Annotated in this window: 12 protein-coding genes; 9 read left to right on the plus strand and 3 right to left on the minus strand. The window is 65.1% G+C overall.

The window, feature by feature from the left end:
• Window positions 1–9: 9 nt before the first annotated feature.
• Window positions 10–492: a hypothetical protein gene (locus F2P44_RS03000; RefSeq protein ID WP_167084896.1), complete on the plus strand. Its 483-nt coding sequence runs from the start codon at window positions 10–12 to the stop codon at window positions 490–492.
• 73 nt (window positions 493–565) lie between these two features.
• Entirely contained in the window at window positions 566–1,111 is a 546-nt protein-coding gene (locus F2P44_RS03005) for an RBBP9/YdeN family alpha/beta hydrolase (RefSeq protein ID WP_167084898.1), read from the plus strand.
• 96 nt (window positions 1,112–1,207) lie between these two features.
• Here F2P44_RS03005 and htpG read toward each other — a convergent pair whose 3' ends face one another.
• Both htpG and F2P44_RS03015 read right to left on the minus strand, forming a co-directional pair.
• The gene (gene htpG / locus F2P44_RS03010) at window positions 1,208–3,127 is read right to left on the minus strand and encodes a molecular chaperone HtpG (RefSeq protein WP_167084900.1); all 1,920 of its coding nucleotides are present in this window, start codon (window positions 3,125–3,127) and stop codon (window positions 1,208–1,210) included.
• Window positions 3,128–3,205: 78 nt separating this feature from the next.
• The gene (locus F2P44_RS03015) at window positions 3,206–4,651 is read right to left on the minus strand and encodes an aminotransferase-like domain-containing protein (protein ID WP_167084902.1); all 1,446 of its coding nucleotides are present in this window, start codon (window positions 4,649–4,651) and stop codon (window positions 3,206–3,208) included.
• 111 nt (window positions 4,652–4,762) lie between these two features.
• Between F2P44_RS03015 and F2P44_RS03020 the strand changes: the two genes are divergently transcribed.
• From F2P44_RS03020 to bluB, 7 genes are all read left to right on the plus strand, one after another.
• Entirely contained in the window at window positions 4,763–5,731 is a 969-nt protein-coding gene (locus F2P44_RS03020; protein ID WP_167084904.1) for a threonine dehydratase, read from the plus strand.
• A 125-nt stretch (window positions 5,732–5,856) separates the two neighbouring features.
• A complete protein-coding gene (locus tag F2P44_RS03025) occupies window positions 5,857–6,735 on the plus strand; it encodes a DMT family transporter (RefSeq protein ID WP_229423345.1) in 879 nt (292 codons plus the stop codon).
• 360 nt (window positions 6,736–7,095) lie between these two features.
• Window positions 7,096–7,557, plus strand: coding sequence for a RidA family protein (locus F2P44_RS03030; RefSeq protein WP_167084906.1), 462 nt, complete (start codon window positions 7,096–7,098; stop codon window positions 7,555–7,557).
• A 114-nt stretch (window positions 7,558–7,671) separates the two neighbouring features.
• Complete coding sequence (locus tag F2P44_RS03035; protein WP_167084908.1) at window positions 7,672–8,865, plus strand: aminotransferase-like domain-containing protein; 1,194 nt, start codon at window positions 7,672–7,674, stop codon at window positions 8,863–8,865.
• Between the two features lie 119 nt (window positions 8,866–8,984).
• A complete protein-coding gene (locus F2P44_RS03040) occupies window positions 8,985–11,099 on the plus strand; it encodes a TonB-dependent receptor plug domain-containing protein (protein ID WP_167084910.1) in 2,115 nt (704 codons plus the stop codon).
• Between the two features lie 145 nt (window positions 11,100–11,244).
• The gene (locus F2P44_RS03045) at window positions 11,245–12,048 is read left to right on the plus strand and encodes an alpha/beta fold hydrolase (RefSeq protein WP_167084912.1); all 804 of its coding nucleotides are present in this window, start codon (window positions 11,245–11,247) and stop codon (window positions 12,046–12,048) included.
• 68 nt (window positions 12,049–12,116) lie between these two features.
• Window positions 12,117–12,818, plus strand: a complete 702-nt coding sequence (bluB, locus tag F2P44_RS03050) for a 5,6-dimethylbenzimidazole synthase (protein ID WP_167084914.1) — start codon at window positions 12,117–12,119, stop codon at window positions 12,816–12,818.
• On the opposite strand, the gene F2P44_RS03055 is transcribed toward bluB, so the two are convergent.
• Window positions 12,793–14,355 carry an FGGY-family carbohydrate kinase gene (locus F2P44_RS03055; protein ID WP_167084916.1) on the minus strand — a complete coding sequence of 521 codons (1,563 nt, stop codon included), beginning with the start codon at window positions 14,353–14,355 and terminating at the stop codon, window positions 12,793–12,795. The two genes, bluB and F2P44_RS03055, sit on opposite strands and share 26 nt — an antisense overlap.

Here is a 14,355-nt window from a genome sequence, read left to right on the forward strand (position 1 = left end):
CGTTTAACGATGCAACTGATTGCGGAAAAACTCGGCAAATCCGACAAACTCGACCGCTTGCGCTACCTGTGCGACGACGGCAGCAATACCCAGACCGCGATGCCGCGCCAGGGCATCTTGCCGCATGATTTGGTCCACTATGTGGTGGAGTCCACGCTTGGCCTGCGCAACGGCTTCACCGGCTTGGTGGCGCGCGGTGCCGAAGCCAGCTTCGCCATGGAGATGGCGCACGACCCGGCCGGCCTGCAAGTCGACACCGAGGCGATCCAGGTCGAAGCGGTGCTCGAAGCGCTCCAGACCCAGCTCTGGAGCGGCCAGTTCGATGACGCCGATTTCGCCGAAGCGGTGCGCGTCGCTTGCCTGGGACGCGAGCGCGCGCCCTTCGACCTGGCCGGCATCGATGCCGAGCGCCTGCTGTACCAAGGCGCGCTGGACTTGGGCGCGCGCTGGATGGCCGTGCCGTTCCATGGAACGCTGACCCTCACCTTCTGACGCATCGCACGCCGCAGGCGGAACTCACTTTAGTCGTACAATCGTCTATCGACTTGTTAACGACGGAGGGGTAATGGATTGCGATGTACTGACTTTGGCGGGGATCTGGAACTCGGGTCCGTCGCACTGGCAAACGCACTGGGAGAAGCGCAACCCGGCATGGAAGCGTGTCGCACACCGCGACTGGAATAACCCCGACCGTCAGGAATGGGTCGATGAAGTCGATGCGGCGATCGCCATGAGCGAAGGTCCGCCGATCCTGGTGGCGCACAGTTTGTCGTGCGGGCTGGTGGCGCATTGGGCGCGCTCGGAGTCGGCGCTCAGTATCAGCGGCGCGTTCCTGGTGGCGCCGGCCGATGCGGAAGGCGCTGCGTTTCCGTCCGAAGCGGTGGGGTTTGCGCCGATGCAGCTGCACAAGCTGCCTTTTCCGAGCATTGTGGTGGCCAGTACCAACGATCCTTATGTGTCGATCGAACGCGCACGCGCGTTTGCCGAGGCGTGGGGCAGCCGCTTCGTCGAGATTGGCGACGCGGGACATATCAATGGGGATAGCGGGTACGGCGACTGGCCGGAGGGGGAAAAGCTGCTGGGGGAGTTGTGCAGGCAGGTGTCGGCATAAGCTCCACTTCCAGCTGCTTGGACGTTGCCCTTGAGACCGTCATTCCCGCGCAGGCGGGAATGATGGATATCGGACTAGTGGTGCTATTTACGACACTTATTTAGCCCCAGCCAGCAGCATCTCATTCAAGCGCTTCACGAACGTAGCCGGGTCGCTCAGCGAACCGCCTTCGGCCAGCAAAGCCTGATCGAACAAGATGTGCGCCCAGTCGCCGAACTGGGTGCTGGCCGCGTCTTCGTTCTTCAAACGCGTCACCAGCGGGTGGTTCGGGTTGATCTCCAGGATCGGCTTCGATTCCGGCGCACTCTGCCCCGCCGCCTTCAACATGCGCAGAAGATTCCCAGACAGCTCGTTCTCGTCGGCCACCAGGCAGGCTGGCGAATCAGTCAGGCGGAACGTCACGCGCACATCCTTGGCCTTCTCGCCCAGCGCCGCCTTCATGCGCTCGACCAGTTCCTTGTACGAGGTCTCGGTCTGTTCGTGTTCCTTCTTCTCGGCTTCATCTTCCAGGCCGCCCAGATCCAGGCCACCCTTGGCCACCGACACCAGCTCCTTGCCTTCGAACTCGGTCAGGAACGACAGCATCCATTCGTCGACGCGGTCCGTCATCAACAGCACTTCAACGCCCTTCTTGCGGAAGATTTCGAGATGCGGGCTGTTCTTGGCAGCGGTATGGCTGTCGCCTGCCACGTAATACATCTTCTCCTGGCCTTCCTTCATGCGCGCGATGTAGTCGGCCAGCGAGGTATTCTGGTCGGCGTTGTCGTTGGCGGTCGAAGCGAAGCGCAGCAGCTTGGCGATGCGGTCCTTGTTGCCGGCGTCCTCGCCGATGCCTTCCTTGAGCACCTGGCCGAATTCGGCCCAGAAGGTCGTGTACTTGTCCTTCTTTTCCTGCTCGTCGGCATTGGCCAGTTCTTCCAGCATGCCCAGCACGCGCTTGGTCGAGCCTTCGCGGATCACCTTCACGTCGCGCGACTCCTGCAGGATCTCGCGCGAGACGTTCAGCGGCAGGTCGTTCGAGTCGATCACGCCCTTGATGAAGCGCAGGTAGGCCGGCATCAGCTGCTCGGCATCGTCCATGATGAACACGCGCTTGACGTACAGCTTGATGCCGCCACGCTTGTTGCGGTCCCACAGGTCGAACGGGGCGTGGCTCGGCACGTACAGCAGCTGCGTGTACTCGCTGCGGCCCTCGACCCGGTTGTGGGTGTGCGTCAGCGGGGACTGGAAGTCGTGCGAGACGTGCTTGTAGAATTCCTCGTACTGCTCGGGCGTGATGTCAGCCTTGTTGCGGGCCCACAGCGCGCTGGCCTGGTTGACCGTTTCGACTTCATCCTTGAGCACCGTCTCGCTTTTTTCGGCATCCCACTCGTCCTTTTGCATCACGATCGGCAGCGAAATATGGTCCGAGTACTTGCGGATGATCGATTTCAGCTTCCAGCTCGACAGCAGCTCGTCCTCGCCTTCGCGCAGGTGCAGGATGATGTCGGTGCCGCGCGCCGTTTTCTCGATCGCTTCGACGCTGTAATCGCCCTCGCCCGCCGACTCCCAGCGCACGCCTTCGGATGCGTCGGCGCCGGCGCGGCGGGTTTCGACCGTGATCTTGTCGGCCACGATGAAGCCCGAGTAAAAGCCCACGCCGAACTGGCCGATCAGGGCCGCGTCGGCCTGCTGGTCGCCGGAGAGCTTGCCGAAGAATTCCTTGGTGCCCGACTTGGCGATGGTGCCCAGGTGCGAAATGACTTCTTCTCGGCTCATGCCGATGCCGTTGTCGGAAATGGTGACCGTGCGCGCTTCCTTGTTGAAGGCGACACGGATTTTCAGTTCGTGGTCGTTACCGTACAAAGCATCGTTATTGATCGCCTCGAAGCGCAGCTTGTCGGCCGCGTCGGACGCGTTCGAAATGAGCTCGCGCAGGAAGATCTCCTTGTTCGAATACAGGGAGTGGATCATCAATTGCAGTAACTGTTTTACTTCTGCTTGAAAACCAAGGGTTTCTTTTTCGGCGACAGCCATTTTTAGTCCTCGTGTATGACGGGTTGAACGGATTGGAGAGAAATGGGGGTGTTTTAAGCGATTTCAAGGCCCGCAAGCTCAGCGCCCGAGCTCCCGGGCCAGGAACTCCCACACGCCCGGTTCCTGCGAGGTCGATACGTTCATGCGCATCCGGGTCGAGGGCAACTGGCTGGGCGAAAACAGGGCGCCCGGGGCCAGCAGCAAGCCGTCGGCCATGGCGCGTTCGGCCAGGGCGCTGGTGTCGATGCCGGTGTCGGTCCAGACGAACAGGCCGGCCGGCGGCGCCACGTCGACCTTCAAGCCCACTTTTTCCATCTGGCGCACCGTGCGTGCGCGCACCGCGTCGAGCCGTCCGCGCAGGCGGTCCACGTGCTTGCGGTACAAGCCCTCCGAGAGCACCTTGTACACCACCCGTTCGCCGATGTCGCTGGTGGTGAGGGTGGCCAGCATCTTGCGGTCGCACAGGCGCTGGGCCCACTCGGGAGAGGTAGCGATGAAGCCGACCCGCAGGTTGGCCGCCAGCGACTTGGAAAAGCCGCCAAGGTAAATCACCCTGTCGAGCTGGTCGAGCGCCGCCATGCGCGTGGCCGGCTGCACCGCGCTGCCGGGATGCAGGTCGCAGTAGATATCGTCTTCGACGATGGTAAAGCCGTGTTCCCCGGCGATGCGCAGCACCTGGAACGCCTTGGCCGCCGACAGCGAGGTGGAAGTGGGGTTGTGCAGCAGCGAATTGATCACATACAGCTTGGGCTTGTGCAGCGCCGCCATCGCGGCCAGGCGGGCGATGTCGGGACCGTCGGCCAGGCGCGGGATGCCGACCACTTTCAGGCCCATCGCCGCGAACGCGCCGAACATCAGGAACCAGGCCGGATCGTCCACGAAAATGGTGTCGCCCGGGCGGGTGAATTCGCGCGCCACCAGGTCCAGCGCCTGGGTCACGCCGACCGTGGTGACGATCTGCTCGGGGGCGGCGTCGATTTCCAGTTCGGCCAGTTTCAGCTGGAGCTGCTGGCGCAGCGGCAGGAAGCCCTGCGGCACGCCGTAATTGACCAGCAGCGCGCCGCTCTGGCGGCTGACCGCGCGCAGGGCGTTGGCGATCATCGGGCCATCGAGCCATTCGAGTGGCAGCACGCCGGAACCGGGCACGCGCTGCGATGGCGCGGGGCGGAACATGTTCCGGATCAGCCAGACCACGTCGAGCGGCTTGGCTTCCAGCGGCGCTGGCGGCGCATCAGGCATGGAGCGTTCGCCGGCGTTCAGGGGCGAGCGTTCGCGCACGAAAAAGCCGGCGCCGCGGCGCGACTCCACGTAGCCCTTGGCCACCAGTTTATCGTAGCTGGCCACCACCGTGAAGCACGACACCCCGTGGGAGGCGGCGAACTGGCGGATTGACGGCATGCGCGCGCCGCTGCGCAGCAGCTTGTCGTCGATCCGGCTCGATACCGAGCGCACGATCTGGTCGATCAGGGTTTCGCCCGAGCCGCGCGTGAGCAGGCCGATGGCGGGATTGCTTGTATTGGTCATGACACCGTCACAGTATGCGTAATTAATTGGTAAAGTGTATTTGTACTGTACTGGTTTTCTCGTCTAGGATACACCCATCGACCTTCCAGTTCCACTCCTTGAAAGCCAGCCATGTACCTGCCCGACCTCGCCGAACTTGATGCCGCCGCCGCCCTCGTCTACCGCGCCATGCCGCCCACGCCGCAGTATTCGTGGCCGTTATTGAATGAAGCGGTCGGCACCGAAGTCTGGGTCAAGCACGAAAACCACACGCCGCTGGGCACCTTCAAGGCGCGCGGCGCGGTGGTCTACCTCGACGCGCTGGTGCGGCGCGCGCCCGAGGTGCGCGGCATCATCGCCCCGACCCGCGGCAATCACGGCCAGGCGATCGCCTTCAGCGGCGCGCGCGAGGGGCTGCAGGTGACGGTGGTGGTCCCGCACGGGAACAGCGTGGAAAAGAATGCCTGCATGCGCGGACTGGGCGCGCGGGTCATCGAACATGGCGACGACTTCCAGGCAAGCCGCGAACATGCGCTGGCACTGATGCGTGAAGAAGGGCTGCACATGGTGCCCTCGTATCACGAGGATCTGGTGGCGGGCGTGGCCAGCGGCTGGCTCGAACTGTTCCGCGCCCAGCCCGACCTGGACCTGGTGCTGGTACCGATCGGCCAGGGCTCGGGCATCTGCGGCGCGATCGCGGCGCGCCACGCGCTGGGCGTCAAGACCCGGATTATCGGCGTGGTGTCGAGCCATGCGCCGGCCTACCAGCTCTCGTTCCGGGCCGGGCGCAGCATCGAAGCGGCGGTCAGCACCGTGGTGGCCGACGGGCTGGCCTGCCGCGTGCCCGATGCGGCCTCGCTGGTGGCGGTGCTCGAATGCGCCGACGACGTGCTGGCCGTGACCGACGATGAAGTGGCGCGCGCCATGCGCCTGTACTACCGCTGCACCCATAACCTGGCCGAAGGCGCCGGTGCGGCGGCGCTGGCGGCGGCCATGCAGATCAAGGACAGCGCCTTAATCCGTGGCAAGAAGATCGGGCTGCCATTGACCGGCGGCAATGTCGACGCCGAGCTGTTCCGTCACATCCTGCAAGGGCCTTGAACATGGCGACGATAACGACGAGTGCGGTGACCGGTGCGGTGCGGCCGGGCCTATCCCGGCGGGGCCTATCCCGGCCGGGCCTATCCCGGCGGGGCCTATCCCGGCGGGGCCTATCCCGGCGGGGCATGTCCGACGAGAGCGCCGGCATGCTGCTGGGGCTGGTTGGGGTGGCCATGTTCAGCCTGACCTTGCCGTTCACGCGGATGGCGGTGGCCGGGCTGGAACCGGTGTTCGTGGCGCTGGGGCGGGCCTTGGTGGCGGCGCTGCTGGCGGGCATCTGGCTGATATGGAAGCGCGCGGCGCTGCCGCCGAGGTCGGCGCTGTGGCCGCTGGCGATGGTCTCGCTCGGCTGCGTGATCGGCTTCCCGTGGCTGACCTCGATTGCCTTGCGCAGCCTGCCGGCTTCGCACGGCGCGGTACTGGTAGGCATTTTGCCGCTGGCCACCGCGCTCGTCTCCGCGCTGCGCGGCAACGAAAAGCCGTCGCTGGGTTTCTGGCTGACCGCGCTGGCGGGCTCGGGCATCGTCATCGGCTTCGCGCTGCGCCAGAGCGGCGGCAGCTTCCATCAGGCCGACCTGCTGATGTTTGGCGCCGTGGCGGCGGCGGCGGTGGGCTACGCCGAGGGTGGAAAGCTGGCGCGCAGCATGGGCGGACAACAAGTGATCAGCTGGGCGCTGGTCTTGTCGGTGCCGCTGGTGTTGCCGCTGGTGGTTTGGCTGGCATGGCCGCACCTGGACCGAATGGCTGAGGCTGGCGCGCGGGCGTGGATTGGCTTTGCGTACGTGTCCGTGTTCTCGATGTTCATCGGCTTTTTCTTTTGGTATCGAGGCATGGCGCGCGGCGGCATTGCCCGGGTGGGGCAAGTGCAACTACTGCAACCGTTCATGACATTGGCGGGCGCCTGGGTGCTGCTGGGCGAACCGCTGGCAGCGGCCAACATCGGCTTCGCGCTGGCAGTGATCGCCGTGGTTGCCATCGGCCGCCGCATGCCAATCAAGCGCTAACCCCGCCAACCGGGGTCTGACCTCTGATTCGAAATTTTTTTATTGCTTAACTGGGGTCAGAGCTCTGACTCGCAACTTTTTCGTTGCTTAACCGGGGTTAAGCAAGTTTTTTTGGGCGAACAGGGTCGAGATGCCCGGGATGCGTCAAAATTGATTCCGGCCGAAAACGATTTATGTTGATTAAAAGAAAATGTTTCAAGTCAGAGCTCTGACCCCGGCTGTAGGGGTTTTAGACGTTCGTTTATCGGAGTCTGCCCCGCACTCTGACAAGTTGTCGGCAGGGCGCGATTCCGGTGGGCAGCCGGTCGTGCCCGACGTACAATACTGCCTTGTTCTTTCTACCCGCCTCGAGGATCCGCCATGACCGTCTACGACAAACTGAAATCGCTCAATATCACCCTCAGCCCACCCGCCGCTCCCGTCGCCGCGTATGTGATGTACGTGCAAACAGGGAATCTGGTGTTTATTTCCGGACACATCGCGAAGAACGCCGATGGCTCCGTGAACGCCGGACAGCTGGGCAAGGAAATCACCACCGAACAGGGCACCGCCGCCGCGCGCGCGATTGCCATCGATCTGATGGGCACGCTCCAGGAAGCCTGCGGCGGCGACCTGGGCAAGGTCAAGCGCGTGGTTAAACTGATGAGCCTGGTCAATTCGACGCCCGGCTTCACCGACCAGCACATCGTCACCAATGGCGCGTCGGAACTGCTGGGCGAGGTATTCGGCGATGCTGGCAAGCATGCCCGCTCGGCCTTCGGCGTGGCCCAGAACCCGCGCGGCGCCTGCGTGGAAATTGAAATGATTGTCGAAGTCGCTTAAAGCTTCATCAACATCCCGGACGCTGCTTATCCGGCGGCGTCTTTCCAGCCGCTTACCCAGCGTGCTCTATAATCGGCCCAGTGCGAACCCGGCCGCCTTGACTGTGAGACCAGTATGAAAATCGAAAATCCAAACCCCATCGAGTGGCGTTTTTCCGAGCGCGCCAGCCAGCTGCAGAGTTCGTTCATCCGCGAAATCCTGAAGATCACCCAGCGTCCGGAGATCATCTCCTTCGCCGGCGGCCTGCCCTCGCCTGCCACTTTCCCGGTCGAACACATGAAGGCGGCCTTCGACAAGGTCCTGTCCGAAAACGGTAAAGTGGCGCTGCAATACGGCCCGACCGATGGCTACCCGCTGCTGCGCGAGTGGATCGCCAATTCGCTGTCCACCGCCACCTGCAAGATTCTGCCGGAACAGGTCTTGATGACTTCCGGCTCGCAGCAGGCGCTCGACCTGCTGGGCAAGGTGCTGATCGACGAAGGCAGCCGCGTGCTGGTCGAAACGCCGAGCTACCTGGGCGCGCTGCAGGCGTTCTCGGTCTACCGTCCCGAATTCAAGTCGGTCGCCACCGATGAGCATGGCCTGGTGCCGTCCTCGATCGCGGCCGTGGCCGAAGGCGCGCGCCTGCTGTACGCGCTGCCGAACTTCCAGAACCCGACCGGCCGCAGCCTGTCCATCGAGCGCCGCCAGGAACTGGTCGAAACCTGCGCCCGCCTCGGCCTGCCGCTGATCGAAGATGATCCGTACGGCGCGCTGAGCTACAAGGGCGAGCCGTTCCCGAAGATGCTGAACATGAACCCGGACGGCGTCATCTACATGGGCTCGTTCTCGAAAGTGCTCACGCCGGGCATCCGCCTGGGTTACGTGGTCGCGCCGCTGCCGCTGGTGCGCCGCCTGGAACTGGCCAAGCAAGCCGCCGACCTGCACACCGCGCAGCTGACCCAGATGGTGGTCTACGAAGTGGTCAAGGATGGCTTCCTCGACCAGCACATCCCGACCATCCGCGCGCTGTACGCCAACCAGTGCCAGGCGATGCTGGACGCGATCGCCGAATTCTTCCCGGCCAGCGTGACCTGGACCAAGCCCGAAGGCGGCATGTTCATCTGGGTGACCCTGCCCAAGCATATCGATGCCATGAAGCTGCTCGACCAGGCCATCGCGGCCAAGGTGGCATTCGTGCCGGGCGCGCCGTTCTACGCCAACGAAGCCGAAACGAACACCCTGCGCCTGTCCTTCGTGACCGTGCCGCCGGAGCGTATCCGTGAAGGCGTCGCCATCCTGGGCAAGCTGATCGCCGCGCAGCTGTAAGCCTCGCCGCGCCAGTCCGACGCCGCCCCCCAGCTCACTGGCGGGCGGCGTTTTTGCATTTGTATGCGGCATGGGTCCCATGTTATCTTGAGAGTCATTTAACAGCGGCGGGGAAGCGGATGGCCAATCGGATCGCGAACGCACAACTGGTGGCCTTGTCCATCGCGCTGGCCTGGCCCGGCGCGGCCATCGCCCAGAGCGCCGATGAAGAAGAACTGGCGCTGACCTACGGCGAGCGCGCCGTGCTCACCATCGCCACCGGCAGCCAGCAGCCGCTGGCGCGCGCGCCGGCCGTGGCCTCGGTCATCTCGGCCGCCGACATCGCGGCCATGGGCGCGAGCGACCTCGATCAGGTGCTGGAAAGCGTGCCTGGCCTGCACGTATCGAGCTTCTCGGCGCCGTTCAATCCGATCTACAGCATCCGTGGCATCCACACCGGCTACAACCCGCAAGTGCTGATGCTGGTGAACGGCTTGCCGATCACCTCCGTCTTTGCCGGCAACCGTGGCCAGGCCTGGGGCGGCATGCCGCTCGAGAACGTGGCGCGCATTGAGGTCATTCGCGGCCCCGGCTCGGCCCTGTATGGCGCCGATGCCTTTTCGGGCGTGATCAACGTCGTCACCAAGAGCGCGGCCGACATCCGCGGCGTCGAATCGGGCGTGCGCCTGGGGAGCTTCAAGAGCCGCGACGCCTGGGTCCAGTCCAGCCACGCCTGGGGGCCGCTGCGTGCCGCGCTGTATCTGCGCGGCGGCAGCACCGACGGCGCCAGGCGCGCCGTCGTGCAGGATCTGCAGAGCGGCCTCGATACCGTCTTCGGCACGCGCGCCTCGCGCGCACCCGGCACGGTCAGCGCCGGGCGGCGCGCACTCGACACGCGCGCCGATCTCGAATGGGGCAACTGGCGCCTGCGCGGCGCCTACCAGAAGCGCGAGATGGGCGTCGGCGTGGGCCTGGCCGATGCGCTCGACCCCGAGGCGCGCGTACCGGAAACCCGCACCTACCTCGACCTGGGCTACCACCAGGCGGGCTTCATGCCGCACTGGGACTTGTCGGCGGCGCTGGCTTACCATGCGCTCAACAACCGCCCCGGCGAGCCGGCCTACCACCTGTTCCCGGCCGGCGCCTTCGGCGGCGCCTGGCCCGGCGGCGTGGTGGGCAATCCCGGCCACGCCGAACGCCATTACAACGCCAGCGTGTCGGCCTTCTACGCCGGCTTCGATGCGCACCGTATCCGCATCGGCGCCGGCTACCGCGTCGACGATCTGTACAGCGCCACCGAGACCAAGAACTTCAGCTTCGTGCTGGTGCCGGGCGTGGGCGCCACCATCAGCCCCCTGCCGGCGCTGGTGGACGCCACCGGCAATCCGGCGCTGGTGTACCTGACGCCGCACCAGCGCGACATCCAGTATGCCTTCGCCCAGGACGAGTGGCGCATCGCCAACGACTGGACCCTGACCGCCGGCGTGCGCCACGACCGCTATTCGGACTTCGGCGGCACCACCAATCCGCGCGCGGCGCTGGTGTGGGACGCGGCGTACAACGTCATCGTCAAGGCGATCTACGGACGCGCCTTCCGCGCGCCGCATTTCGTCGAGCAGTACACGATCAATAATCCGGTCAACGTGGGCAATCCGAACCTCAATCCGGAAACCATCGAGACGGGCGAACTGGCCGTGTCGTGGCAGCCGGCCAGCGACTGGCGCACCAGCCTCAATCTGTTCCGCTACCGCATGCGCGACATCATCGTGGCCGCGCCCAATGCCGATCCGGGCACCGGCAAGACCTTCCGCAACATGGGCGACCAGAGCGGACGCGGATTCGAGTTCGAGACCGCCTGGACACCGGTGCGCGCCCTGCGCCTCGCCGCCAGCATCTCGTACCAGCGCAGCATCGATGAAGCCAGCGGCAGGGATGCCGGGCTTGCGCCGCAGCGGCGCCTGTTCGCGCGCGCCGACTGGCGCCCGGCGCCGTCGTGGCAGATCGGCGCCACCGTCAACCACGTGGCCGACCGGCGCCGCGAGCCGGGCGACGCGCGCCCGCCCATCGCCGACTACACCACGACCGACGTGAGCGTGCTGCGCGAACGCCTGTCCGGCAACTGGCAGCTGCGCGCCTCGGTGACGAACCTGTTCGACCGCGATGTGCGCGAGCCGAGCGCCGCTCCCGGGAATATCCGTTTCGACCTGCCGATGCCGGGACGCGCGTTCACGCTTGAGCTGCGCCACACCCTGTGACGGACCGGCGCCCCTACCCGTCCCGCATAAGTGCACGCGTGGCATACAAAAGACACAGCCGTTGCATTAACAGGATTAGAATGGGCTGACGACAGCGTGCTCTGATAGGTTTCGGAGCGTAGGCTGGCTCACTGGTGGATGCGCTATGGATATTGAGCACCGCAACAACGTGAACTGTTCCGGGAATGGTCCCTCGACCCTGGTATTCGGTCACGGCTTCGGCTGCGACCAGGGCATGTGGCGCAAGATGCTGCCCGCCTTCACCGAACGCCACAAGACGATCCTCTACGACCTCGTTGGCAGCGGCAAGTCGGACCTGTCGGCCTACAACGAATTCGACTACGGCAGCTTGCACCGCCACGCGGAAGACCTGCTCGAGATCATCCACGTATTTTCCAACGCGCCGGTGGTCTTCATCGGCCACTCGGTCAGCGCCATGATCGGCATGCTGGCCGCGATCCGCGAGCCGGCCATGTTCGCCGGCCAGGTCATGGTCGCCCCGTCGCCCTGCTTCATCAACGATGGCGACTACATCGGCGGCTTTAACCGCGAAGATATCGACACCCTGCTGAACCTCATGCACGACAACTACCTGAAGTGGGCCGCCAACATGGGCCCGATGATCATGGGCGCGCCGGACCGGCCTGAGTTGCAGCAGGAGCTGACCGCCAGCTTTTGCCGCAACGATCCCGAGATCGCCCGCCACTTCGCGCGCGTCACCTTCTTGTCGGACCACCGCGCCGACGTGCCGCGTTCGCACACGCCGACGCTGATCCTGCAAAGCACCGACGACATGATCGCCCCGCGTGAAGTGGGCGAATACATGCGCAAGCACTTGCCGGTGAGCTGGCTGGCCTATGTCGACAATATCGGGCACTGCCCGCATATGAGCGCGACCAGCGAAAGCACGGAACTGATCCAGACCTTCATCGCGCGTTTGCTCAAGTAAGCGCGCTTGCCGGATAATGCGGGTCGAAGCGGCGCACCCTGGCGCCGCCGCGAACCTGCGAGAACACCTTGACCGACCAATTCATCCAGAGCGATATCGACGCCGTCTACCGCGCCATCGCCGCGCGGCGCGACGTGCGCCACTTCGTGCCGGGCGCCATCGACGAGGCGCTGTTCGCCAGGCTGATTGGCGCGGCGCACCAGGCGCCCAGCGTGGGGCTGATGCAGCCGTGGCGCTTCATCCGCATCCGCAGCGACGCGGTGCGCGAGGCCATCGTGAAGCTGGTCGACGATGAGCGCCTGGCCACGGCCGACGCGCTGGGCGAGCGCGGCTCGGAATTCATGCGGCTGAAAGTCGAAGGCATCCGCGAATGCGGCGAACTGCTGGTGGCCGCGCTCATGGACCGGCGCGAGGATTATGTGTTCGGCCGCCGCACCCTGCCCGAGATGGACCTGGCGTCGGTCGCCTGCGCGCTGCAAAACATGTGGCTGGCCTCGCGCGCGGAGGGGCTGGGCATGGGCTGGGTGTCGCTGTTCGACCCCGCCAGTCTGGCCACGCTGCTGTCGATGCCCGAGGGGGCCAAGCCGGTGGCGGTGGTCTGCCTCGGGCATGTGGAACAGTTTTATCCGATGCCGATGCTGGAGATGGAGGGCTGGGAAAAGCGCCGCAAGCTCGACGACCTGGTGTTTGTCGACCGCTGGGAGCAAAAGGACTCACCCCTCGCCGATGGCGCGGATGACGGCATCAAGGCTTTTCCGGATACCCCGTAATCTCCGCAATCTGCGCATACATCGGCTGCAAGCGCGCGTACATCTTGCGGTACACCTGCTTGTACAAGCGGTCGTACATCACCCGGTTCGCCGCAATCGGCTCGAATACCCGCCCGATGCGCGTCATCCCCGCAATCGCCGCCGCGAAGTCCGGATACAAACCCAGCCCCACCGCCGCCGCGATCGCCGCCCCCAGCCCCGACGTTTCATACACATGCGGACGCGCGGTGGGCAGCCCGAAAATATCCGCCGTCAGCTGCATCGCCGCGTCGCTCTGCGAACCGCCGCCCGAGACGCGCAACTCGGTAATCGGCACCCCGCTGCGTTTTTCAGTGCGTTCCTTCCCCTCGCGCAGCGCATACGCCAGCCCTTCCAGGATCGCGCGGTACACGTGCGCACGCGTGTGAACGTCGCCAAAGCCGATAATCGCGCCCTTCGCCTCCGGCCCCGGCACGCGAATGCCCGGACTCCAGTAAGGCTGCAGCATGAGCCCCATGGCCCCGGCCGGAACCGCGTTGACCAGTTCATCGAACAGCTGCTCCGGCGCCACATCCTCTTCCAGCGCGCGCGCGCGCTCGTGGTGGCCAAACTGCTCCTTGAACCAGTTGACCATCCAGTAGCCCCGGAAAATCTGCACCTCGGTGCTGTAGGTGTCGGGAATGGCTGCCGGATACGGTGGAATGAAGGGCGTCACTTCCACGTAGCGGCGGCTGGTGGTGTTGATGGTGGCGGTGGTGCCGTAACTGAGGCAGCCGATATGCGGCGCCTGGCAGCCCGCCCCGATCACTTCGCACGCCTTGTCGGCCGCCGCCGCCAGCAAGGGCGTGCCGGCCGGGATGCCGGTCACTGCGGCCACCGCGTCGTCGATCAGCCCGATCACGGTGCCCGGCGCCACCAGCTCGGGCAGCATCTGCGGCGTGATCGCGAGCGCCTGCCACTTCCAGTCGCGCGGCCCGGCCCAGCGCTGGCGCTTGTAGTCGAACGGCAGATACGCCACCTGCGAGCCGGTCGAATCGACGTAGCGTCCGCACAGCCGGTAATTCAGGTAGCCCGACAGCAGCAGCACCTTGTGCGTGCGGTCCCAGATGTCCGGCTGGTGCGCCTTGATCCAGTTGACCTCGGCCTCGCCGCGAAAATAGTCGATCGTGCCCTTCACACGCGCCAGCCGGAACGCGGCGTTCCACCACATGCCGACGCGCGGCGCCAGGTCGGTGCGGCGCTGGTCCAGCCAGGTGATGGCCGGCCGCAAAGCCTTGCCATCCTGGCCGACGTTGATCACCGTGCCGCGCTGGGTGGTGACCGCCACGCCCTGCACTAGCGCCTTGTCGGCGCCAGGCTGCTCCCACAATTGATTGCAGGCGCGGCACAGCGACTGCCAGTAGTCTTCCGGGTCGTGCTCGGCCCAGCCGGGATATTCGGAAAAATAGCTCTCGAAGTGCACCTGCGATTTGGCGACGATATTACCCTGCAGGTCGAACAGGATCGCGCGCACGCTCTGGGTGCCGTTGTCGATGGCGAGGATGGTTTTATCATTCAT

This window comes from Massilia frigida (genome assembly GCF_011682175.1).
In the GTDB taxonomy this organism is placed as follows: Bacteria; Pseudomonadota; Gammaproteobacteria; order Burkholderiales; family Burkholderiaceae_D; genus Telluria_A; species Telluria_A frigida.